The following is a 23,269-nucleotide window of genomic DNA, read 5'->3' as shown; positions in this document are numbered from 1 at the left end:
GTTGAAGTTTACTCTACGTACAATTGGATGTATATATATAATCATGTATATACATCTTAAATGACGGCAGATGGTGAGGGGCGATATGACGGTATATTTCGCGGCAAAAGCATTGTTGCCGCAGGGCTGGGCGGAGAATGTCCGTATTACGGTTTCTGCACAGGGCATCATCACCGCGCTGGAAAGCGGCAGTCAGCCAGACGACAACACGATTCGCCTGGAGGGTTTCCTGGTGCCGGGTATGCCAAACTTGCATTCACATGCATTTCAGCGCGCAATGGCCGGGCTGACCGAAGTGGTTGCCGATCCGGCAGACAGCTTCTGGACATGGCGCGATTTAATGTACCGGTTGGTGGATAAAATTACCCCCGAACAGTTGGAAATAATCGCCAGCTATCTGTACATCGAAATGCTGAAGGCCGGTTATACCTCTGTGGCCGAGTTTCACTATTTGCACCACGATCGCGGCGGAAAACCTTATGCTCAGCCAGCCGAGCTGGCGTTGCGTATTTCGCAAGCGGCGAAAACAGCGGGCATTGGCCTGACATTGTTGCCGGTGCTTTACAGCTTCTCTGGTTTTGGCGGGCAGCCAGCGACCAATGGGCAGAGCCGCTTTATTCACGATACGGAAGGTTATCTGGCGCTGCATGACACGCTGACTGCGCAGCTTGCCGCTGAGTCGATGCAGCGTACCGGGCTGTGCTTCCATTCGCTACGGGCCGTTACGCCGGAGCAGATGCAGATCGTACTCAAAGCCTGTTCGCAACCGCAGCCGGTACATATTCATGTTGCCGAGCAGCAAAAAGAGGTCGATGACTGCGTAGCCTGGTCCGGTCTGCGTCCGGTGGAGTGGCTTTACCAGCATATGCCAGTGGATGAGCAGTGGTGTCTTATTCACGCCACGCACCTTACGCCGCAGGAAACCCAACAGATTGCTGCCTCCGGCGCAGTGGCGGGCTTGTGCCTGACCACCGAAGCCAATCTTGGTGATGGTATTTTCCCGGGACCGGACTATCTTGCGCAGCAGGGACGCTGGGGGATTGGCTCCGACAGCCATATCAGTGTCAGCGTCAGCGAGGATTTGCGCTGGTTTGAGTATGGGCAACGGCTAAACAAAAGACGGCGCAACGTGCTACATCTGCCGGATGAACCTTATATTGGCAATGTGCTATATCAGGGTGCATTGCAGGGAGGGCGCCGCGCGCTGGGGCAAGCGGTCGGTCAACTGGCACCAGGCGAGCGTGCGGATATGCTATTGCTTGACAGCCGTGATCCCTTTCTTGCCGCCTCAGGCGATCGTGAACGTCTGAATCGCTGGATTTTCGCCTGTGCGACGAACCCAATAAAAAGGGTAATGACCGGAGGACGCTGGGTGATTGAAGAGGGGCGTCACGCGCAGGAAGAGCAGGTGACATCTGCGTTTATCAAGGTCATGCAGCAACTGGTGGCGTAAAACAAGGGATGCCAGGCGGCATCCCTTTTGGTCCATTAGTCTACGCGGTTAAGCAGCGGCAGAAGGAAGTTGGCCGCTTTCATTGCACCGTTCGCTGTAATAGTGTGCGGCACGCCGGGCTCAAAATAGGTATCAACATCAATACCCGCTGCGCTAAGTTGTTCGGCAGCGAGCTGGCTCTGCTGATAGTGAATCACCGGATCGCTTGCACCGTGCACCAACAGCACTGGCGTGTGCGGCGCAGGATACCACGGCTGTGCCGAGGCCAGACGACCAGAAAACGCCACCACTGCTGCCAGCGGCCACTGAGCATTGACCAGCGCATCCAGCGACATGATCGCCCCTTGTGAAAAACCGCTCAGCACCAGCTTGTCTCGTCCAGGCTGCACATTGTATTTCTCCAGCAGGCCATTGATAGTGGCGTTAAAGGCGATGCGGGCTTCGGCAATCCGCGCAGCGCGCGTTTCATCGGTGATGCCATTAACGCTGAACCACTGGAAGCCCGCCCCCATATCAAAAGGCGACGGCCCGTCGGGCGTGGCGATAATCACATCGTCGAGCGTTTGCGACCAGTATCTCCCCAGCCCTTGCAAGTCCGCGCCACTGCTACCAACGCCGTGCAACAGTACAATCAATTTTTTCATTAGCGCCTCCTGTTACAGCCCGTAAGCGCGTAAATCCGGCCCTTGCGGAACAATACCATTGGGGTTGAGGACTTTAATCGAGTAATAACCCTGCTTGATATGGTCAATATTCACCGTCTCGCGAATACCGGGAACCGCCAGCATCTCGCGCAGATAGCGATCCAGATGCGGGTACTCCGCCAGCTTACGGATATTGCACTTAAACACGCCGTGGTAAGCCACATCGAAGCGAATCAGCGTGACGAACAGGCGAATATCTGCCTCCGTAAGCTGCTCGCCGCACAGGAACGTGCGCTGGGAGAGGTGGTTTTCCAGCTTATCAAGTTGGCTGAACACATCGTTCACCGCTTCTGCGTAACTCAACTGGGTGGTGGCAAAACCGGCGCGATAGACCCCGTTATTGAGATTTGGGTAGATCTCCGCATTCAACTGGTCGATCTCATCACGCAGGTGCGCCGGATAGAGATCGAGAGCGTTGTTTGCCAGAGAACCAAAACCGCTGTTCAGCATGCGGACAATATCTGCCGACTCGTTATTAACGATAGTGTGGGTTTTCTTATCCCACAGTACCGGTACCGTTGCACGCCCGGTAAAGTTAGGGTCGGCACGGGTATAGAGCTGGTGCAGCCATTCGGCCTGATTCAGGGTGTCACGGTCGGTACCTGGATAGTCACCAAAGTGCCAGCCCTCATCCAGCAGCCACGGTTCAACCACTGACACGCTAATCACTGATTCCAGCCCTTTCAGTTTGCGGGCAATCAGCGTGCGCGAGGCCCATGGGCAAATGAGCGCAACATACAGATGGTAACGGTCAGGTTCGGCGATGAATCCGCCTTCGCCGGTGATACCGGGCTGGCCGTCCGGGGTCACCCAGTGGCGAAAGCTGGAGGTCTGGCGAACAAAGCCGCCTTTCTCGTCGGTGGCCTGAACCGGGTGCCAGTCGGCCGTCCATTTACCCTCAATCAGCATGTCGCCTCCGTTAGACTTTTACCGGGGTGGGTTTCAGCGCAAATTTGCCGTCGCCCGTCAGCGCCAGTGTTAACAGACCAACAATCCAGAAGGCCGGGAACTCCCAACCGCCATTCGGGTTAGTAAAGAAGAAACCTGCCGGGCCATGAACGGTGAAGATAGCGCCGAGCAGAATCGGGATCAGCACAATCGCCGCAATACGTGCGTAAACACCCAGGATCAGGGCAATCGCCCCTACCAGTTCAACCGTCATGGTGATATACGCCAGCCAGCCAGGCAGACCAAGCGAGGCGAAGAATTTCGCGGTGCCAGCTGGAGTGAAGGCGAAAAATTTCAGACTAAAGTGCGCCAGAAACAGAATACCGAGCGCCAGTCGCATAAGCAGTGCGGCATACGGGGTAGTGCGTTGGTCAAACATGGTGGTGTTCCTCTCAGTATATTGATGAGAGGAGTGTATAGTCTTTCCAGCTGGAAAATTATCCGTGTAAAACAGGGATGTTTATTTCCATTTTGGAAATAATCACCACCCCTGTTCCCATTCCGGCTGCGCTGAGAAAGCGTCCACCAGAAAATCGATCAGCACGCGAGATTTCTGCGCCAGGTAGCGGGCGGGGGGATAAACGGCGAACAGTGCCACCGGTGGGGCTTCATAGGTCGTAAGCACGGGTTTTATGCGCTTCTCTTTCAATGCCTTACCGGCGACAAACACCGGGATGCGCGCTACGCCCAATCCGGCGCAGGCGGCTTCAAGGCACACTTCAGCGTTGGAAAATTTAATATGTCCACGCACTGGCTGAAGATGCAGTTGTTTGTGCTCATCAAGGAAAGGCCAGTGCCAGGGATCGCGGAAGTTGGTATCAACAATCAGGCTGTGCTGCTCAAGATGCTGCCAGTGCGTGGGTTCGCCTTGTCGGGCAAGGTAATCCGGCGAGGCGACGACCACATTGCGGATCGCGCACAGGCGGCGAGCCACCAGGCTGCTGTCGGAAAGTGCGCCGATGCGTAGGGCAATATCAAACCCTTCATCCACCACATTGACCAGGCGGTCGGCAAAGTTCACATCCAGTTCGATTTCCGGATAGCGGCGGGCAAACGCCACCAGATGGGGCGTGAGCTGGGACGTACCAAACGTGACGGGCGCAGAGATGCGCAGCAAGCCAGAGGGTGCATTGGCGATATTACGCACCGCATCATTAAGCGCATCATAATCAATCAGCAACTGGCGGATACGATCATAATAGGCCAGACCCACTTCGGTTGGCGTCAGCGAGCGGGTGCTGCGCCGCAGCAGATTAACGCCCAATTCTTGTTCCAGGCGGGAGATGAGTTTTGACGCCTGGCCGTGGCTGGTTCCGCAGCGTAGCGCCGCGCCGGTAAAGCTGCCCGTTTCCATCACCGCCACAAACATGCGATCGCAATCCAGCCGTTCCATACGTCTTTTTCCGCATAATTATCAGTGTCTCACCATAACAAAAGTGCGTCATGGGCAACAGTCAGCGCCGTTGCGACGCATGATTTTTACGCTATTGCTGCGGCGTTCACCGATACATTTCCAATAAACAGGTTACCCGCGCGGCTATCTACCCTCTGTCGGGCAATAAAAAGGGGATGAGTGCTGTAGCTGGGGATTACTTCTCTGTGGAAGCGCTGGCACGTTTTTCGCGGAGCTGGAAACCGTGCTGGTAGAAATAAAAACGCCGGATAGCGGCTGCGCTTATCCGGCTTTCGTCACGTCCCTCGCCGCGCGGTGAGGGGGGCTCAAAGACTCGCTTGCAGAATGCGGATATGTGTTTCCAGCACGTCGCCTTTGACCGCTTCACTCCATGCTTTCATATGCGCCGTTTGCAGATGTGCTTCAAGATGCGCCACGCTTTCCCACCGCTCCACCATCGTAATGGAATCCGGTGCAGTAGCCTGGTAGCTAACGCCCGCAGCGTGATCGACCAGTGGCTCATAGCCGTGACAACCCTCTTCCTGCAATACAACAGGCACGATTTTCGCGAACTGATCGAGTACCGCCTGACGATGATGCTGCCCGGGACGGGTACGGATTTCGGCAATAACTGTCAACATAATTGGCTAACTCCTTCTAAGTCCAGCTACACAGTTAAGCAAAAATCTCCGCCAGATGCTTGCGATATTCTGCGATATAGCGCGGTACATCCGGCATTTTAATCACGTCATTGGTGATAAAGGTCGGCAGCGCTTCCATACCAAGGAACTGATTAGCTTTATGGAACGGCAGGTAAACACCATCAACGCCGACACCGTGGAAAAACTGATCTTTCTCGGTGAACGCTTCCAGTGGTGCATTCCAGGTCAGCGACAGCATATAGGTTTTGCCCTGAATCAGGCCGCCGGAACCGTATTTTTTGGAAGCATCGGAACGGGTACGGCCATCGCTAGCGTACAGTGAGCCGTGACCTTCGGTGAATACGTCGTCCATATATTTTTTCACGGTCCACGGCGCGCCCATCCACCAGCCCGGCATCTGCCAGATAACGGTGTCGGCCCACAGGAAGTTCTGCACTTCCGCTTTGGTGTCGTAATCGCCGTCGGTACGCACGGTTTTAACATCATGTCCGAGGTCGCGTAGATAGCTTTCTGCCGCTTCGGTCAGCGTGTCGTTCAGTTGACCATTAGAGTGCGCGAATTTTTTCGCACCGTTGATAATCAAAATATTGCTCATGGGACGTCCTTAATCAAAATCGAATGGCGGCAATGTTACCCTGAACATCGGGACGGAAAAATTGGTAAAAAGTGCAAAGACTTTTACGGTGGGGGCAATAATCGCGTGACCAGGTCATCTGTGTGACAAAGCCTCACGCAGGATGACTGCTGAAGGATACCGACATGTGATGGGGCTGGGAGAGCGCTTATTGCAGCGCTTCGGAGTTGTCATCGGAACGCTGTGTCTCCCCGGTTTGTACTTTCAGCGCCGCAAGCGGACTACATAGCTCATGTGCGGCATTATGGTATGTGCGCGAAAAATTGCTCACCGTTATGACTCTTCGCCGCAGATAAGGTAGTATCTGCGGCAATATTGCCGTCGCACAGGCGGTCGCATACGTTAAGGAATCTCGATTAATGAGCGATATGGCAGAGCGCCTTGCGCTGCATGAATTTACGGAAAACGCATACCTGAACTACTCCATGTACGTCATCATGGATCGTGCGTTGCCGTTTATCGGTGATGGTCTGAAACCGGTTCAGCGCCGCATCGTTTTCGCAATGTCAGAGCTGGGTTTAAACGCCAGCGCGAAGTTTAAAAAATCCGCCCGTACGGTCGGCGATGTATTGGGTAAATACCACCCGCACGGCGACAGCGCCTGTTACGAAGCGATGGTGCTGATGGCGCAGCCGTTCTCCTACCGTTATCCGCTGGTGGATGGCCAGGGCAACTGGGGCGCGCCGGACGATCCGAAGTCCTTCGCCGCTATGCGTTATACCGAATCCCGCCTGTCGAAATACGCCGAACTGCTGCTCAGTGAGCTGGGTCAGGGCACCGTTGACTGGGTGCCGAACTTCGACGGTACGTTGCAGGAGCCGAAAATGCTGCCTGCGCGGTTGCCAAACATCCTGCTGAACGGCACCACCGGTATTGCCGTCGGGATGGCGACGGACATTCCGCCGCACAACCTGCGAGAGGTGGCGAATGCGGCTATCGCTCTGATTGAACAGCCGAAAACCACGCTCGATCAACTGCTGGATATTGTGCAGGGGCCAGATTATCCGACCGAAGCAGAGATCATCACCTCCCGCGCTGAAATTCGCAAAATCTACCAGAACGGTCGCGGCTCGGTGCGTATGCGCGCGGTGTGGAAAAAAGAGGATGGCGCAGTGGTGATCACGGCGCTGCCGCATCAGGTTTCCGGCGCACGCGTGCTGGAGCAGATTGCCGCCCAGATGCGTAATAAAAAGCTGCCAATGGTCGACGATCTGCGTGATGAATCGGATCATGAAAACCCGACGCGTCTGGTGATTGTGCCGCGCTCTAATCGCGTGGATATGGAGCAGGTGATGAATCACTTGTTCGCCACCACCGATCTGGAAAAGAGCTATCGCATTAACCTGAACATGATCGGTCTGGATGGCCGCCCGGCGGTGAAAAACCTGCTGGAGATCCTTACCGAATGGCTGGCGTTCCGTCGCGATACGGTACGCCGCCGTCTGAACCATCGTCTGGAGAAAGTGCTTAAGCGCCTGCATATTCTTGAAGGTTTGCTGGTGGCGTTTCTTAATATCGACGAAGTGATCGAAATTATCCGTACTGAAGACGATCCGAAACCGGCGTTAATGTCGCGTTTTGGTATCAGTGAAACGCAGGCGGAAGCGATCCTTGAGCTAAAACTGCGTCATCTCGCCAAACTGGAAGAGATGAAAATTCGCGGTGAACAGAACGATCTGGAAAAAGAGCGCGATCAGTTGCAGGCGATCCTGGCTTCCGAGCGCAAGATGGACAATCTGCTGAAGAAAGAGTTGCAGGCTGATGCCGCGGCATTTGGCGACGATCGCCGTTCGCCGCTGCATGAGCGTGAAGAAGCGAAAGCGATGAACGAGCATGACATGCAGCCGTCTGAGCCGGTCACCATCGTGCTGTCGCAAATGGGTTGGGTGCGTAGCGCCAAAGGCCATGACATTGATGCGCAGGGTCTAAGCTACAAAGCCGGAGACAGCTGGAAAGCGTCGGTGAAAGGTAAAAGCAACCAGCCTGTGGTGTTTGTTGATACCACCGGGCGCAGCTACGCTATCGATCCGATTACGTTGCCATCTGCGCGCGGCCAGGGTGAGCCGTTAACCGGCAAGCTGACGCTACCGCCGGGCGCGACGGTTGAGCATATGCTCATGTGTAATGACGATCAGAAGCTGCTGATGGCTTCCGATGCCGGTTACGGTTTTGTCTGTACCTTCAACGATTTAGTGGCGCGTAACCGGGCCGGGAAAACGCTGATCAGCCTGCCGGACGGGGCGAAAGTGATGCCTCCGCTTGCAATCGACAACGGTGACGATATGCTGCTGGCCATCACCACCGCAGGACGCATGCTGATGTTCCCGGTGAGTGAGCTGCCGCAGTTGTCGAAGGGCAAAGGCAACAAGATCATCGGTATTCCGTCGGCGGATGCGGCGAAAGGTGTTGATGGCCTGGCGCATCTCTATTTGCTGCCGCCGCTCAGCACGCTGACCATTCACGTCGGCAAACGTAAAATCAAACTGCGTCCGGAAGAGTTGCAGAAAGTGCAGGGCGAGCGTGGACGCCGCGGTACGCTGATGCGCGGCCTGCAGAAAATCGACCGCGTGGAGATTGATGCACCTTCCCGTCCGACGGCAGGCGATAGCGAAGAATAATCTTCCTAAAGTGTGCGCCTCTCCTTTCTTGAGGGGCGCATGTACACGTAAAATTTCCCGTAAAAGCGTTGTTTATTCGTGCATTGCGATTAACAATACGTTGTTTTAAAGGCCGCATAACACAAAAGCCCAGACCAGGTAATGGTCATCGGTGGTACAGCCTGTTTTAGCGTCATTGCAGGCATGGATATTATGCTCAAAGGTATGGGCTTCAGAGGTCGCTATGCTATTCATTTTTCGTATAATCATCGTTGTTATTTACTCCATTCTGGTGTCCGTATTCGGGTCAATCTACTGTCTGTTCAGCCCACGTAACCCTAAGCATGTCGCCACGTTCGGCCATATGTTTGGTCGCCTTGCGCCGGTGCTTGGGCTGAAAGTGGAAACTCGTCTGCCGCCGGGCGCTGAGAAATTTGGTAACGCTATTTACATCGCCAACCACCAGAACAACTACGATATGGTTACGGCATCCAGTATTGTGTTGCCGCCAACGGTAACAGTGGGCAAAAAGAGCCTGCTGTGGATCCCGTTTTTCGGCCAGCTTTACTGGTTGACAGGCAACTTGCTGATCGACCGTGATAACCGCGCGAAAGCGCACAGCACCATTGCTCAGGTGGTGAAACAGATCCAGAAACGCAATATCTCCGTCTGGATGTTCCCGGAAGGCACACGCAGCCGTGGCCGCGGTCTGCTGCCGTTTAAAACTGGCGCATTTCACGCGGCGATTGCGGCGGGCGTGCCGATTATCCCGGTTTGTGTTTCCACTACTTCTAACAAAATCAACCTTAACCGTCTGCGTAATGGGCTGGCGATTGTCGAGATGCTGCCGCCTATTGATGTGGCGCAGTTTGGTAAAGATCAGGTTCGCCAACTGGCGACGCACTGCCATGATCTGATGGCAAAAAAGATTGAAGAGCTTGATAAAGAAGTTGCCGAACGCGAAGCAACGGGTCGGGTTTAATCTTTCGTCACAAAGCAAGTCCGTCGGCGGTATCGCTTTCGGCGAATTGAGTTAGTTTTACACGGAGCAAATATGTCACTCAGTCGGCGTCAGTTTCTTCAGGCATCAGGAGTTGCGCTTTGTGCAGGCGCGGTGCCGCTGAGAGCAAATGCTGCCGGGCAGCAACCGCCACTGCCGGTTCCTCCTCTGCTGGAATCACGACGCGGCCAGCCGCTGTTTATGACGCTGCAACACGCGCACTGGTCATTTGCTACCGGTACCCGCGCGCAGGTCTCCGGCATTAACGGGCGTTACCTGGGGCCGACTATTCGCGTCTGGAACGGTGACGACGTTAAGCTGATCTACAGTAACCGACTGGCGGAAAATGTCGCCATGACCGTCAGCGGTTTGCAGGTGCCAGGCCCACTGATGGGTGGTGCCGCGCGGATGATGACGGCGAACAACGACTGGGCACCGGTGCTGCCTATCCGCCAGAGTGCGGCAACGCTGTGGTATCACGCCAACACGCCAAACCGCAGCGCTCAACAGGTCTACAGCGGCCTCGCCGGTATGTGGCTGGTGGAAGACGAAATCAGCAAATCGCTGCCAGTGCCGAACCACTACGGCGTGGATGATTTTCCGATCATTATTCAGGATAAAAGGCTGGATAACTTCGGTACGCCGGAGTACAGCGAGCCGGGGAGCGGGGGATTTGTCGGCGATACCCTGATGGTGAACGGCGCGCAAAGCCCGTATGTTGAGGTCTCGCGCGGGTGGGTGCGCCTGCGTTTACTGAATGCCTCCAACTCCCGCCGCTATCTGTTGCAAATGAGCGATGGTCGCGCGCTGCATGTGATTGCGGGCGATCAGGGTTTTTTACCTGCGCCTGTTACCGTGAAACAACTGTCGCTGGCACCTGGCGAGCGTCGCGAAGTGCTGGTGGATATGACAAACGGAGATGAAGTGTCGATCACCTGCGGTGAGGCGGCGAGTTTGATGGAGAGGCTGCGCGGCATTTTTGAGCCGTCCAGCATTTTAATCTCCACGCTGGTGCTGACGCTGCGCCCTACCGGGCTGCTGCCACTGGTGACTGATACGCTGCCGATGCGCCTGCTGCCGTCCGATGTCATGGCCGGTACGCCGACGCGCAGCCGCGATATTACGTTGGGTAGCGATCCGGGCATTAACGGCCAATTATGGGACGCGCAGCGTATTGATATCACTGCTCAGCAAGGAACATGGGAACGCTGGACAGTGCGCGCAGATATGCCACAGTCGTTTCACATTGAAGGCGTAATGTTCCTCGTGCGCAACGTGAACGGCGCGCTGCCGTTCCCGGAAGATCGTGGCTGGAAAGACACGGTGTGGATCGACGGGCAGGTTGAGCTGCTGGTGTGGTTTGGTCAGCCTTCATGGCCGCACTTTCCTTTTCAGTTCCAGAGCCAGACGCTGGAAATGGCCGATCGCGGCTCGGTAGGGCAACTGCTGGTCAACCCATCGGCGTAACTTCCACAGTCTGATAACGTATTTACCAGGCTTATGTTTCTTGGGCTTTTTGGGCAAGGGAAACAAGCGCGTAATACTCCTTCATTTCACGCTACAATCCGGCGTATAATCGCCGGCCTTTGATTATTTTTTTACCAATTTTGGAAGCAAAATGAGCGCAATATCCCTGATCCAGCCGGATCGAGACCTTTTCTCCTGGCCCCAGTACTGGGCGGCCTGCTTCGGCCCTGCGCCTTTTTTGCCGATGACGCGCGAAGAGATGGATCAACTTGGCTGGGATAGCTGCGACATTATTCTGGTTACCGGCGATGCGTATGTCGATCACCCGAGCTTTGGCATGGCGATTTGCGGCCGTATGCTGGAAGCGCAGGGGTTCCGTGTCGGCATCATTTCCCAGCCGGACTGGAACAGCAAAGACGATTTTATGCGTCTGGGTAAACCGAACCTGTTCTTCGGCGTAACCGCCGGGAACATGGACTCGATGATCAACCGCTATACCGCCGATCGTAAGCTACGCCACGACGATGCCTACACGGCGGATAACGTTGCTGGTAAACGTCCGGATCGCGCCACGCTGGTCTATACCCAGCGCTGCAAAGAGGCATGGAAAGATGTGCCGGTGATCCTCGGCGGTATCGAAGCCAGCCTTCGTCGTACCGCCCATTACGATTACTGGTCTGATACCGTGCGCCGCTCGGTATTGATTGATGCCAAAGCGGATATGCTGATGTTCGGCAACGGTGAACGCCCGCTGGTTGAAGTGGCGCACCGCCTTGCTGCCGGTGAGCCGATCGCGGAGATCCGTGATGTTCGCAACACGGCGATCATTGTTAAGGAAGCATTGCCAGGCTGGAGCGGAGTAGATTCCACCCGTCTGGATACGCCGGGTAAAATCGATCCGATCCCGCATCCTTATGGTGAAGATCTGCCGTGTGCGGATAATAAACCGGTCGCACCGCAGGCGCAGGAAGTGAAGCACGTCACCGTTCAACCGCCGCGTCCGAAACCGTGGGAGAAAACCTATGTGCTGTTGCCTTCCTATGAGAAGGTAAAAAGCGACAAGGTGCTCTACGCGCATGCGTCGCGTATTTTGCACCATGAAACTAACCCCGGTTGCGCCCGTGCGCTGTTACAAAAGCATGGCGATCGTTATATCTGGATCAACCCGCCTGCGATCCCGCTCTCCACCGAAGAGATGGATAGTGTTTTTGCACTGCCGTACCAGCGCGTGCCGCATCCGTCATACGGTAAAAGCCGTATTCCGGCGTACGAGATGATCCGCTTCTCGATCAACATCATGCGCGGTTGTTTTGGCGGATGCTCTTTCTGCTCCATTACCGAACACGAAGGGCGCATTATTCAGAGTCGCTCTGAAGATTCGATCATCAATGAAATCGAAGCGATCCGTGATTCGGTGCCGGGCTTTACCGGCGTGATTTCAGATCTGGGTGGCCCAACGGCCAACATGTATATGCTGCGCTGCAAATCGCCGCGTGCGGAGCAAACCTGCCGTCGTCTCTCCTGTGTCTATCCAGATATCTGCCCGCACATGGACACCAATCATCAGCCGACCATCGATCTCTATCGCCGTGCGCGCAGCCTGAAAGGCATCAAGAAGATCCTGATTGCTTCTGGTGTGCGTTACGATCTGGCGGTGGAGGATCCTCGCTATGTGAAGGAACTGGCGACGCATCACGTTGGTGGTTACCTGAAGATCGCTCCTGAGCATACCGAAGAGGGGCCGCTGTCGAAAATGATGAAGCCGGGCATGGGCAGCTATGATCGCTTTAAACAGCTGTTCGATACCTACTCGAAAGAGGCGGGTAAAGAACAGTATCTGATCCCATACTTTATTTCAGCGCACCCAGGTACGCGTGATGAGGATATGGTGAATCTGGCGCTGTGGTTGAAACGCCACCGTTTCCGTCTCGACCAGGTACAGAACTTCTATCCTTCGCCGCTGGCTAACTCAACCACTATGTATTACACCGGCAAAAACCCGCTGTCGAAAATCGACTACAAGAGCGAGGAAGTGGTTGTACCGAGAGGAGATAAACAGCGTCGTCTGCATAAAGCGCTGCTGCGTTACCATGATCCGGCGAACTGGCCGCTGCTGCGCGAAGCACTGGAAGCCATGGGCAAAAAGCATCTGATTGGTTCACGCCGTGATTGCCTGGTGCCTGCGCCGACCATGGACGAGATGCGGGAGGCGCGCCGCCAGAATCGCCAGTCGCGCCCGGCCCTGACCAAGCACACACCGATTGTGCACCAGCGTAGCAACGGCAAGAGCGCCGCTGCAGCGCCGGCGAAAAAGCGCGCGCCGCGCGTTCGTTAACTGCAATAGCAAAACCCGGCAAAAAAACGCCGGGTTTTGTTTATCAGTAACCGAAAAAGACGTTAACCGCCGAACTGATCCGGATCCGGCCCCAGCCGTTTACCCTGTTCCAGTTTGGCGATTTCCGTCAGCTCATCTTTGTCCAGACGGAAATCCCAGACATTGAAGTTCTCGGCAATACGCGCCGGGGTGACCGATTTCGGGATCACGATCAGCCCGTTGTCGAGATGCCAGCGGATCACTACCTGCGCTGGTGTTTTGCCGTATTTATCCGCCAGATCGCGGATAATTTTCTGATCAAACACACCTTCGCCGCCCTGTGCCAGCGGGCTCCAGGATTCAGTCTGGATCCTATGTGTGGCATTCCAGGCATGTAGCTGGCGCTGCTGCATCAGCGGATGCAGCTCGATCTGGTTGATCACCGGCGCCACGCCGGTTTCATCGATGATCTTTTGCAGATGATGAACCTGGAAATTGCACACGCCGATGCTCTTCACCAGCCCCTGTTTTTGCAGCTCGATCATACCCTTCCAGGCGTCCACGTAATGATCGATTGCCGGAACTGGCCAGTGCATCAGCCAGAGATCGATATAGTCGAGCTGGAGTTTTTTAAGGCTTTCCTGCAAGGCTTCAACTGGCCGTTTCTGATCGTCGTTCCACAGTTTGGTGGTGATAAAGAGTTCATCGCGCGCCACGCCTGCACTGGCTAATGCTTTGCCAACGCCGTCTTCATTTTTGTAGGCCGTCGCGGTATCGATAGACCGATAGCCCACTTCCAGCGCTTTATGAATGGCAGTTACCACTTCCTCGTTGCTTGCTTTCCACACGCCAAGGCCGAGCTGCGGCATCAGGTTGCCATCGGAAAGCTTAATCACGGTAGGATGTGTCATGCATTTCTCCTTTCAATAGGCTTACCGGGACAGGCCCGGTAAGGTGGTGTGCATTAAGTGTGGTCGAAAAAAACAAAAACGGAAGCCAGACTTTTCAGCGCTTAGCGCGCCGCTTCGTAGATACGACGGCTGACGTCCAGCGTAATATCGTGATGTTCGCCAAGCTGTGTCATGCCGTGTTCTTCCAGTTTTGCCAGGAGCGCCGGGATGGAGCTACCGTCAAGGCCGTAGCCAGAAAGACGCGTTGGTACGCCCATGCGTTCGAAGAAGTTGCGGGTGGCTTCGATTGCGGCATCAATGCGCTCATTCTCGGAACCTTCAGTGATATTCCATACGCGTTCTGCATATTGCAGCAGTTTTTCGCGTTTAGTTTCACGTTTTTCATTCCACAGCGCGGGCAGTACAACCGCCAGTGTTTGCGCGTGATCCAGTCCGTGCATTGCGGTCAGTTCATGGCCCAGCATATGGGTTGCCCAGTCCTGTGGTACGCCCGCACCAATCAGACCGTTCAGCGCCTGTGTTGCTGCCCACATCACATTGGCACGAACATCGTAGTTTTCAGGTTCCTGCAATGCTTTCGGGCCTTCTTCGATAAGTGTCAGCAGAATGCCTTCGGCGAAACGATCCTGAATTTTGCCATTCACCGGATAAGTGACGTACTGCTCAACAGTGTGCACGAACGCATCGACCACACCATTCGCAACCTGACGCGGTGGCAGAGTATAAGTGTAAACCGGATCCAGCACGGCAAATACTGGCTGGACGAACGGCGAGTGGAATGCCTGCTTGTCGCCTGTGGCTTTACGTGAAACCACGGCACCGGCATTGGATTCAGAGCCGGTCGCGGGCAGTGTCAGTACGGAACCCATCGGAATAGCGCTTTTGATTTCGCTACCACGGGTTTGCAGGATGTGCCACGGATCGATGCCGTCAGCATAGTTTGCTGCAGCCGCGATAAATTTGCTGCCGTCCAGCACAGAACCCCCACCTACGGCCAGCAGGAAGGTGACGTTTTCTTCGCGGACGATTTTTACTGCTTTCATCAGGGTTTCATACGTCGGGTTTGGCTCAATACCGCTGAATTCAAGAATGTCCAGCCCTTCAAGCGCGCTGTAAACCTGATCCAGTACGCCGTTTTTCTTCACGCTGCCACCACCGTAAGTGATCAGCACGCGTGCGCCAGCCGGGATTTGCTCTCGCAGGTCGGCAATCGCGCCTTTACCAAACAGAATGCGGGTCGGGGTATGCAGATTGAAATTGTTCATTGCTCGTTCCCTTCTAACTAGAGGTGAAAGAAAAAGGAGGCAGCGGACTGCCTGATGACGGTTATTGTGGGCGAGTGCATCCACTCTCTCAATGCACATTCCTGTCGATGTCTTGCCTGTTTCTCTATCCGACTGGAGAAAAGGCACAAAACCCTGCACACTGTGCTCGTCAAAATGTCTTGCGGAGTAGCGTAAAATGAAGCGTGAAGAGATTTGCCTGCAACTGACAGAAAAAATTAAGAAGCTGAAAATTAAAGAAAAATATCTAACTGAGTTGTTGCCGGATATTCGCCTGTTGTACGGTACTCAGCCAGGAACACGCACGCCGGTGATGTACCAGCCTGGGATCGTTTTTCTCTTTTCCGGCCATAAAATTGGTTATATCAATGAAAGGGTGTTCCGTTATGACACCAATGAATATTTGCTGCTGACGGTTCCACTGCCGTTTGAGTGCGAAACTTTTGCTACCCCAGAGGTTCCGTTGGCGGGGTTGCGCTTAAATGTCGATATCCTGCAATTGCAGGAGCTACTGATGGATATTGGTGAAGACGAATATTTCCATCCTGGCGCTGCGGCCAGCGGTATCAACTCGGCGGTGCTGTCGGAGGAGATCCTCTGCGCGGCAGAACGTTTGCTGGATGTGATGGAACATCCGCTGGATGCCCGTATTCTCGGTAAGCAGATTATCCGTGAAATGCTGTACCACGTACTGACCGGGCCGCGCGGCGAAGCGCTGCTGGCGTTGGTCAGCCGTCAGACGCATTTCAGCCTGATCAGCCGTGTGCTGAAACGTATTGAAAGTCAGTACACGGAAAATCTCAGCGTGGATCAGTTGGCGGCGGAAGCTAACATGAGCGTCTCTGCGTTTCACCACAACTTTAAGTCAGTGACCAGCACGTCGCCGTTGCAGTATTTGAAAACGTTCCGCCTGCACAAAGCTCGGATGTTGATGGTGCATGACGGGATGAAAGCCAGCGCGGCGGCAATACGCGTAGGGTATGAAAGCCCGTCGCAATTCAGCCGCGAATTTAAGCGTTATTTCGGCATGACACCAGGTGAGGATGTAGCAAGGATCCGCCTGATACAGGGCGCGTAATTTTCCCTCTCCTGGAATGGAGAGGGGGAAAATCAGGCGCTACAATACTTTTTCTTCAGCACCACGGTGACTGCGCCGACAAGGCCAATTACCAGCAGGAACAGCGGCAACACCATCAGGAAGGTCATCACCTGATCTTCATGACGTTTGACGAAAGGGATCATGCTGATGGCATAGCCCAGCGACATCACCACGCCAACCCATAGCATCGCGCTCAGCCAGTTAAACAACTGGAAGCGGCGGTTCGACAGACCGGAAATACCCGCCATGGTCGGTAGCAGCGTGCGCACAAACGCAAGAAAGCGACCGGCCAGCAGCGCCAGCAGACCATGACGGTCAAACATATAAGTCGCCCGTTCGTGATACTTCACCGGCAGATGTGACAGCCAGCTCTTTACTACCCGTGTATTGCCGAGCCATTTTCCTTGCAAATAACTCAGCCAGCAGCCGAAGCTGGCTGCAGTGGTGAGGATCGCGAGGGTGGAGATGAAGTCCATGCAGCCGCGTGCAACCAGAGCACCAGCGAGCAGTAAAAGGCTGTCGCCCGGCAAAAATGAGGCAGGAAGCAAGCCGTTTTCTAAAAACAACGTGGCAAACATCACCAAATAAACGACACCGACAACATGTGGATTTGCCAGCGCAGCAAAGTCGTGATGCCAGAGCGCAGCAATAATATCTTGAATAACAGCCATGGACTTTCCTGTGGTACTGCGTAGAGGAGGCTATTGTACTCCAACTCGCCTGAAACACCTTGATCCGGGGCGCAAGAAATTAGAAATTTCCTGGCTTGCTGCCCCGGAGGCCTGGTTTACACGATGCGCTGGAAGCCTGCTACTAAATCTTCAATCAGATCATCAACATTCTCTAAACCGATATGCAGACGGATTAATGTCCCGCTGAAATCGATGCCGCCATTCGGGCGAATCGCAGCGAGTTGTTCTGGCTGGTTCGCCAGAATCAGGGATTCATAACCGCCCCATGAATAGGCCATGCTGAACAGTTTGAAGTGGTCGAGATACTGCGATAGCTCTTCGTTGCTCAATCGCTTATTCAGCACAAACGAGAACAGACCACTGCTGCCCGTAAAATCGCGTTTCCAGTATTCATGCCCTTTACTGCCAGGCAGCGCGGGGTGATTAACACGCGCGACTTGCGGATGCGTTGCCAGCCATTCGGCAATCTTCAGACTACTTTCATGATGCTGACGCAAACGGACGCCCAGCGTGCGCAGACCCCGACTGGTCATATAGGCGGTGTCGGCATCGACCATTTGTCCCATCAGGTAAGCATTTTCACGCAGTTGTTCCCAACAACGTGCATTGGAAACCGCCGTACCGATCATGCCGTCGGAGTGGCCAATAAGATATTTTGTGGCGGCCTGAATGGAGATATCAATATCAAATTCCAGCGCCTTAAACAGGATCCCCGCCGCCCAGGTGTTATCAATCATGATAATTGCCTCTGGCGCGACGCTTCTTACCGCCTGAACGATGGCCGGAACGTCATGGACTTCCATGGTGATGGAGCCGGGAGATTCGAGAAACACCACTTTGGTGTTGGGCTGGATCAGCTTGACGATACTGGCACCGATCAGCGGGTCAAACCAACTGGTGGTAACACCCAGTTTGGCAAGAATTTTGGTGCAGAAATCCTGGCTTGGCTCGTAAGCCGTGTTGGTCATCAACACATGATCGCCCTGCTCGACAAACGCCAGAATGGTATTGGCCACTGCCGCTGCTCCGCAGGGGAAGAGTGCACAGCCCGCACCGCCTTCCAGTTCGCACATCGCTTCCTGTAAAGAGAAGTGCGTCAGCGTACCGCGGCGGCCGTAAAACAATTCGCCATTGGCGCGATTGCGCGTAGCATGTTTTTTGGCTTCAACCGTGTCGAATACCAGTGAAGACGCGCGCTGGATAACGCTATTCACTGAACCCTGCGTGTATTTTTTGCTGCGCCCTGCATTTACCAGAGCGGTATCTATATGCTTCGCCGTCATTGTTGCTCAACCTGTTTTTATACGTCTGGATGTCCAGACTACCATGATTGCGTGTTGATGCATCGCCATGTTGGCGGCAGAGCGTTATTTTTTTCGCATTCCGTATCTTGCGCGGAGGTTTACTGTGTTAGCGCAAAGAAACAGGCCTTTCTTTACGGCACTATGTAAATAGTAATGAGAACCACTATCAATTCGGTGGCATTTTGCTATTATTACGCGCAGATTTTGTGATTTGCATCTCGGAGATATACAGTGGGTAATAATTTGATGCAGACGGATCTATCCGTGTTGGGTATGTATCACCATGCTGACATCGTCGTAAAGGTTGTGATGATCGGCCTGATTCTCGCGTCAGTCGTTACATGGGCGTTGTTCTTCAGTAAAAGCGCGGAGATGATCTCGCAGAAGCGCCGTCTTAAGCGTGAGCAGCAAAAACTGGCTGAAGCACGTTCTTTGTATCAGGCCAGCGAAATTGCCTCTTCTTTCCACGCCAGAAGTCTGAGTCTGTCATTAATTAATGAAGCCCAGAATGAACTGGAGCTATCCGCAGGCAGTGAAGACAACGAAGGCATTAAAGAGCGTACCGGCTTCCGTCTGGAACGCAGTGTTGCGGCGACAGGTCGCCATATGGGGCGCGGTAACGGCTATCTTGCGACGATTGGCGCGATTTCACCGTTTATCGGCCTGTTTGGTACGGTCTGGGGCATCATGAACAGCTTTATTGGTATTGCGCAGACGCAGACCACTAACCTTGCTGTTGTCGCACCGGGTATTGCAGAAGCACTGCTGGCAACGGCTATCGGCCTGGTCGCGGCAATTCCTGCGGTGGTGATTTATAACGTCTTTGCGCGCATGATTGGCAGTTACAAAGCCACACTTGGCGACGTTGCCGCGCAGGTTCTGCTGCTGCAAAGCCGCGATCTTGACCTGGCCGCCAGCAATGCGCAGCCGGTTCGCACCGCTTCGAAATTACGTTTAGGTTGATGCTCCATGGCAATGCGTCTTAATGAAAACCTGGATGATAACGGCGAAATGCATGAAATCAACGTGACGCCGTTTATCGACGTTATGTTGGTGCTGCTGATTATCTTTATGGTGGCCGCGCCGCTTGCTACCGTTGATGTAAAAGTGAATCTTCCCGCCTCAACCAGCCAGCCACAGCCGCGCCCGGAAAAACCGGTCTACCTGTCGGTAAAAGCTGATAACACCATGTTCATCGGTAACGATCCGGTAACCGACGAGACGATGGTTAACCAGCTCAATGCCGTGACGGAAGGTAAAAAGGACACCACGATCTTTTTCCGTGCGGATAAAACTGTGGATTACGAGACGCTGATGAAAGTGATGGATACCCTGCATCAGGCGGGCTATCTCAAAATCGGTCTGGTGGGTGAAGAGACGGTTAAAGCACACTAAATTCGGTGCTGATAAGTGATAAAAGCTGGCAAATGCCAGCTTTTTTACGTCTGCGCCATTAGCAGTATAAAAAGCGGCGCGCTTACTTTAATTTTGTGCCTGCGGTTTTTTCTTGCTTCTCCGGCGCAGCTTTTTGGTTTTCCGGTTCTGGCGCGACGGTAGAGACTGTCGTGGTATGGTATTCGCCGTCGCTGAGTTTGCGACTCAGGCGTAGCGTTGCGGTTTCCCGTGCCAGTAGATGCTGGTAGTTAGCCTCCAGCCGCCCCATGATTTTGTCGCGCAGTTCAGGCTTTAGCTCGATAATGGCATTGATCGTCGCGCCGTAAATTTCCTCTTTCACCTGTAGCGGGTAGATTTCACGGCGGTTCTGCCATTTCAGGCGCACAAGCGCCGCAGGAATGGAAACCAGCTCATGGGCAATACGGGCTATGGTTTCATTTTTACTGAGTATCAGAGCCTCTTTATTGTGCTCTAAGATAAATTCATCGCTATTTTTGTCGGTTAAAGTTAAATAAACATTATTATCGACATCACTCACGTTATTCATCCCCAAGCTTATAAAATAGTGGCCCGTCTTTTTCGCGAGTAATCAGGTTAAGCCAAATCACATTTCCGTTTTCATTAATTTGCTGCGTTTTTTCGGTAATTATTTGACTTAATGTTTGAGGTTCAATCTCGCCCTCTTCCTGTAACTCATTAAGCAGACGAGCGAATGTCTCGATTTTTACCACCCGGAACAGACGATCTCTTATTTGGCGATCGTGCTCTTCAAGTAACATATTTCTTGACTGACCGCCACGGCTGGCATTAGCCAATATATCTTTGGCATGATCGGCGAGGGTTGTTTTACCCTGAGCTAAATTAGCTTCTGTTCCTTCTTCTCCAGGGCTGGTTTCAGCAGTAGAAATATGAAATCGTGCCGGGACAAGATTCTCGGGAAGCATTTCTAATGTCCTTTAATATCAACAAGGGAGAGGGAACGCAGGCGTGAGGTTCGTTGACAATATCACGGCGCACTTTTAAAATCAAAAAAAAGGAGCCTGCTCATGAACAGTATTTTTTATTCTGTTATTACTATATTGCTGCTGACGGGCGGCATACTTTTATTGATGCGTGAGCACAATAAAAAAACTCCCCTTCGTGAAATTGACAATCGCCCTCCGCAGTATCAACCATTGTCGAAAGAGGAAGGCGAAGATCATTTTTCGGTATTAATGAACGCGATTACTCCGGTATGGTACTGGCGCGTCAATCATGAATATATTGATTTTCTTCATGCGACAATTAAACGTATGAACATGGCGGAATTAAATAGTACGCCGGGGTTATTTGAAGCACAACGTCGCTGTAGCGATCTCAACTCAGCGGTATATAAGTATTACGACAACATAAAAAAACGCTGTGTCAACGGTGAAAAAGTTGCACAGTCCGATCTGGATGTCCTCAACCTGCGACAGTGTTTTCGCGAGTTCAGTATGGAAGCCTATCCGGCGCTGGTGGTGTTGGTCTGGCCTGAGAATCAGCGCCCGTGGGTGAACCCGGAGGATGTGTAACTCCGTCTGCTCGGCTGCTGCTAATTGTTTGCCATCCTGAGATATACTGGGCGTCGGTTTCGCTATTTGACAGGACACTAACGCCACATGGAACGCTTTCTGGAAAATGCAATGTACGCTTCGCGCTGGTTGCTCGCCCCGGTCTACTTTGGTCTTTCCCTCGCTTTACTTGCGCTGACGCTGAAATTCTTTCAGGAGATTGTTCACGTTCTGCCCAATGTTTTCAACCTGGCGGAATCCGATCTGATCCTGATGTTGCTGTCGCTGGTCGATATGACGCTGGTGGGTGGGTTGCTGGTGATGGTGATGTTTTCCGGCTATGAAAATTTCGTGTCACAACTGGATATCGCCGAACACAAAGAGAAACTGAACTGGCTCGGCAAAATGGATTCCACTTCGCTTAAGAATAAAGTGGCGGCGTCAATTGTGGCGATCTCTTCGATTCATCTGCTGCGCGTGTTTATGGACGCAAAAAACGTTCCGGACAATAAACTCATGTGGTATGTGATAATCCATCTGACGTTTGTTTTGTCTGCTTTCGTCATGGGGTATCTGGATCGTCTGACGCGCCATAATCACTGATTCATAGAGGGAAAGCCTCAAGAGGGTTGAAAGCCGGGCAAGCAGCACTACCCGGCTTTTTTGTTACTTATCTGACGATGCCTGCCAAAGGTTCAACTCACCGTCGGCAACATGCTTATCAATTTGCGCCAGCTCTTTTTCACTGAACGTTAGGTTATTCAGCGCCAGTACGTTCTCTTCGATCTGCTCTGGACGACTTGCGCCAATCAGCACTGAGGTGACGCGCTGATCTTTCAATAGCCAGCTCAACGCCATTTGCGCCATTGACTGCCCGCGATGCTGCGCCATCTCATTGAGCAACCGAAGGCTTTTGAGATTGCTGTCCGTCAGCATTTTCTCCGTTAAACCGCGTACTTTCTTGCCTTCACGCTGCATACGGGAACCTTCCGGAATACCGCTCAGGTATTTGCCGGTCAGCAGCCCCTGCGCCAGCGGAGTAAAGGCGATACATCCCACGCCGTTAACTTCCAGTGTATTGAGCAGGCCAGTTTTTTCGACCCAGCGGTTCAGCAGGTTGTACGAAGGCTGATGGATAAGCAGCGGGATCTTCCACTCGCGCAGCAACGCTGCCATCTGTTGCGTACGTTCAGTTGAGTAAGAAGAGATGCCGACATACAGCGCTTTACCGCTTTGCACCGCCTGAGCGAGCGCTGCCGCGGTCTCTTCCATCGGCGTTTTTTCATCTACACGGTGTGAATAAAAGATATCCACGTACTCAACGCCCATGCGCTTCAGGCTCTGATCGAGGCTAGCCAGCAGATACTTACGCGATCCGCCTGAACCATACGGGCCTGGCCACATATCGTAACCAGCCTTGGTGGAGATAATGATTTCGTCGCGATAAGCCGCGAAGTCATTGCGCAACAAGCGACCAAAATTCTCTTCCGCACTGCCCGCCGGTGGCCCGTAGTTGTTGGCTAAATCAAAGTGGGTAATGCCAAGGTCAAACGCTTTACGCAGCAGAGCACGTTGCGAATCCCGCGCCTGCCCATGACCAAAACTGTGCCACAAACCGAGAGAAAGTGCGGGCAGTTGCAGGCCGCTTTTACCGCAGTATCGATACTGCATCTGTTCGTAGCGATTCGGATTGGCGAAACCGGGCATGATGTCTCCTTTCTTATCTGGATTTTATATGAAAATCGAAACAGCGTTTTTATCTTACGTCCGTTTGCTGCGTATCAAAAGGGCATGAGCGGCAACAAAAAGTCGCGTCTACAAAACGGATAGATGACTTCTTTGCCGCCATTGAGCATCTGCAAAAGCATCAGGATGCCACTG

23 protein-coding genes are annotated in these 23,269 nt (G+C 53.5%); 10 read left to right on the top strand and 13 right to left on the bottom strand.

Going from position 1 to position 23,269, the window contains the following annotated elements; genetic code table 11:
* Positions 1-85 precede the first annotated feature (85 nt).
* Positions 86-1,453: a formimidoylglutamate deiminase gene (locus tag BM427_RS10500; protein WP_090121418.1), complete on the top strand. Its 1,368-nt coding sequence runs from the start codon at positions 86-88 to the stop codon at positions 1,451-1,453.
* A gap of 35 nt (positions 1,454-1,488) precedes the next feature.
* Here the strand turns inward: BM427_RS10500 and BM427_RS10495 are convergent, their stop codons facing one another.
* From BM427_RS10495 to BM427_RS10470, 6 genes are all read right to left on the bottom strand, one after another.
* The gene (locus tag BM427_RS10495; protein WP_090121416.1) at positions 1,489-2,097 is read right to left on the bottom strand and encodes an alpha/beta hydrolase; all 609 of its coding nucleotides are present in this window, start codon (positions 2,095-2,097) and stop codon (positions 1,489-1,491) included.
* 12 nt (positions 2,098-2,109) lie between these two features.
* Positions 2,110-3,066 (bottom strand): glutathione S-transferase family protein, encoded by a 957-nt coding sequence (locus tag BM427_RS10490; protein WP_090121413.1) that lies wholly within the window; start codon positions 3,064-3,066, stop codon positions 2,110-2,112.
* Positions 3,067-3,076: 10 nt separating this feature from the next.
* Positions 3,077-3,484, bottom strand: coding sequence for a DoxX family protein (locus BM427_RS10485; protein ID WP_090121410.1), 408 nt, complete (start codon positions 3,482-3,484; stop codon positions 3,077-3,079).
* Between the two features lie 102 nt (positions 3,485-3,586).
* Entirely contained in the window at positions 3,587-4,498 is a 912-nt protein-coding gene (locus BM427_RS10480; RefSeq protein WP_090121408.1) for a LysR family transcriptional regulator, read from the bottom strand.
* A gap of 326 nt (positions 4,499-4,824) precedes the next feature.
* Complete coding sequence (locus BM427_RS10475) at positions 4,825-5,139, bottom strand: putative quinol monooxygenase (protein ID WP_090121406.1); 315 nt, start codon at positions 5,137-5,139, stop codon at positions 4,825-4,827.
* 34 nt (positions 5,140-5,173) lie between these two features.
* Positions 5,174-5,755 carry an NAD(P)H-dependent oxidoreductase gene (locus BM427_RS10470; protein ID WP_090121405.1) on the bottom strand — a complete coding sequence of 194 codons (582 nt, stop codon included), beginning with the start codon at positions 5,753-5,755 and terminating at the stop codon, positions 5,174-5,176.
* A gap of 398 nt (positions 5,756-6,153) precedes the next feature.
* Here BM427_RS10470 and parC point away from each other — a divergent pair, with 398 nt between their 5' ends.
* The 4 genes from parC (at position 6,154) to BM427_RS10450 (ending at position 13,193) form a co-directional block, all read left to right on the top strand.
* Positions 6,154-8,412 (top strand): DNA topoisomerase IV subunit A, encoded by a 2,259-nt coding sequence (gene parC / locus BM427_RS10465; RefSeq protein ID WP_090121403.1) that lies wholly within the window; start codon positions 6,154-6,156, stop codon positions 8,410-8,412.
* Between the two features lie 223 nt (positions 8,413-8,635).
* Positions 8,636-9,373 (top strand): 1-acylglycerol-3-phosphate O-acyltransferase, encoded by a 738-nt coding sequence (locus BM427_RS10460; RefSeq protein ID WP_090121400.1) that lies wholly within the window; start codon positions 8,636-8,638, stop codon positions 9,371-9,373.
* A 72-nt stretch (positions 9,374-9,445) separates the two neighbouring features.
* Positions 9,446-10,858 (top strand): cell division protein FtsP, encoded by a 1,413-nt coding sequence (gene ftsP / locus BM427_RS10455; protein ID WP_090121396.1) that lies wholly within the window; start codon positions 9,446-9,448, stop codon positions 10,856-10,858.
* Positions 10,859-11,009: 151 nt separating this feature from the next.
* Positions 11,010-13,193 (top strand): YgiQ family radical SAM protein, encoded by a 2,184-nt coding sequence (locus BM427_RS10450; protein ID WP_090121393.1) that lies wholly within the window; start codon positions 11,010-11,012, stop codon positions 13,191-13,193.
* A 62-nt stretch (positions 13,194-13,255) separates the two neighbouring features.
* Here BM427_RS10450 and dkgA read toward each other — a convergent pair whose 3' ends face one another.
* Positions 13,256-14,083, bottom strand: a complete 828-nt coding sequence (gene dkgA, locus BM427_RS10445) for a 2,5-didehydrogluconate reductase DkgA (RefSeq protein ID WP_090121391.1) — start codon at positions 14,081-14,083, stop codon at positions 13,256-13,258.
* Between the two features lie 101 nt (positions 14,084-14,184).
* Positions 14,185-15,348 (bottom strand): alcohol dehydrogenase, encoded by a 1,164-nt coding sequence (yqhD, locus tag BM427_RS10440; protein ID WP_090121389.1) that lies wholly within the window; start codon positions 15,346-15,348, stop codon positions 14,185-14,187.
* Positions 15,349-15,544: 196 nt separating this feature from the next.
* On the opposite strand from yqhD, the gene BM427_RS10435 reads away from it, so the two are divergent.
* The gene (locus BM427_RS10435) at positions 15,545-16,444 is read left to right on the top strand and encodes an AraC family transcriptional regulator (RefSeq protein ID WP_090121387.1); all 900 of its coding nucleotides are present in this window, start codon (positions 15,545-15,547) and stop codon (positions 16,442-16,444) included.
* Between the two features lie 32 nt (positions 16,445-16,476).
* Here the strand turns inward: BM427_RS10435 and BM427_RS10430 are convergent, their stop codons facing one another.
* Both BM427_RS10430 and metC read right to left on the bottom strand, forming a co-directional pair.
* Positions 16,477-17,136 carry a DedA family protein gene (locus BM427_RS10430; RefSeq protein WP_090121386.1) on the bottom strand — a complete coding sequence of 220 codons (660 nt, stop codon included), beginning with the start codon at positions 17,134-17,136 and terminating at the stop codon, positions 16,477-16,479.
* Positions 17,137-17,252: 116 nt separating this feature from the next.
* On the bottom strand, positions 17,253-18,440 hold the full coding sequence (gene metC / locus BM427_RS10425; RefSeq protein WP_090121384.1) for a cystathionine beta-lyase: 1,188 nt from the start codon (positions 18,438-18,440) through the stop codon (positions 17,253-17,255).
* A 252-nt stretch (positions 18,441-18,692) separates the two neighbouring features.
* Between metC and exbB the strand changes: the two genes are divergently transcribed.
* Both exbB and exbD read left to right on the top strand, forming a co-directional pair.
* Positions 18,693-19,424 carry a tol-pal system-associated acyl-CoA thioesterase gene (exbB, locus tag BM427_RS10415; protein ID WP_090121382.1) on the top strand — a complete coding sequence of 244 codons (732 nt, stop codon included), beginning with the start codon at positions 18,693-18,695 and terminating at the stop codon, positions 19,422-19,424.
* 6 nt (positions 19,425-19,430) lie between these two features.
* A complete protein-coding gene (gene exbD / locus BM427_RS10410) occupies positions 19,431-19,856 on the top strand; it encodes a TonB system transport protein ExbD (protein ID WP_090121380.1) in 426 nt (141 codons plus the stop codon).
* Between the two features lie 82 nt (positions 19,857-19,938).
* Here exbD and BM427_RS10405 read toward each other — a convergent pair whose 3' ends face one another.
* Positions 19,939-20,403 carry a cytoplasmic protein gene (locus BM427_RS10405; RefSeq protein ID WP_090121379.1) on the bottom strand — a complete coding sequence of 155 codons (465 nt, stop codon included), beginning with the start codon at positions 20,401-20,403 and terminating at the stop codon, positions 19,939-19,941.
* Positions 20,396-20,800 (bottom strand): hypothetical protein, encoded by a 405-nt coding sequence (locus tag BM427_RS10400; protein WP_090121377.1) that lies wholly within the window; start codon positions 20,798-20,800, stop codon positions 20,396-20,398. Before BM427_RS10400 ends, BM427_RS10405 begins: the two co-directional genes overlap by 8 nt.
* Positions 20,801-20,902: 102 nt before the next feature.
* Between BM427_RS10400 and BM427_RS10395 the strand changes: the two genes are divergently transcribed.
* Entirely contained in the window at positions 20,903-21,409 is a 507-nt protein-coding gene (locus BM427_RS10395; RefSeq protein ID WP_090121375.1) for an ESA_00282 family adhesion-associated protein, read from the top strand.
* Between the two features lie 87 nt (positions 21,410-21,496).
* The gene (locus BM427_RS10390) at positions 21,497-21,991 is read left to right on the top strand and encodes a TIGR00645 family protein (RefSeq protein WP_090121373.1); all 495 of its coding nucleotides are present in this window, start codon (positions 21,497-21,499) and stop codon (positions 21,989-21,991) included.
* Positions 21,992-22,054: 63 nt separating this feature from the next.
* Here the strand turns inward: BM427_RS10390 and BM427_RS10385 are convergent, their stop codons facing one another.
* Positions 22,055-23,095, bottom strand: coding sequence for an aldo/keto reductase (locus BM427_RS10385; protein WP_090121371.1), 1,041 nt, complete (start codon positions 23,093-23,095; stop codon positions 22,055-22,057).
* Positions 23,096-23,269 lie beyond the last annotated feature (174 nt).

Source organism: Kosakonia arachidis, assembly GCF_900116535.1.
GTDB lineage: Bacteria > Pseudomonadota > Gammaproteobacteria > Enterobacterales > Enterobacteriaceae > Kosakonia > Kosakonia arachidis.
The sequence above is the reverse complement of the archived record's forward strand: the minus strand, read 5'-3'. Positions and strand labels throughout refer to the sequence as shown.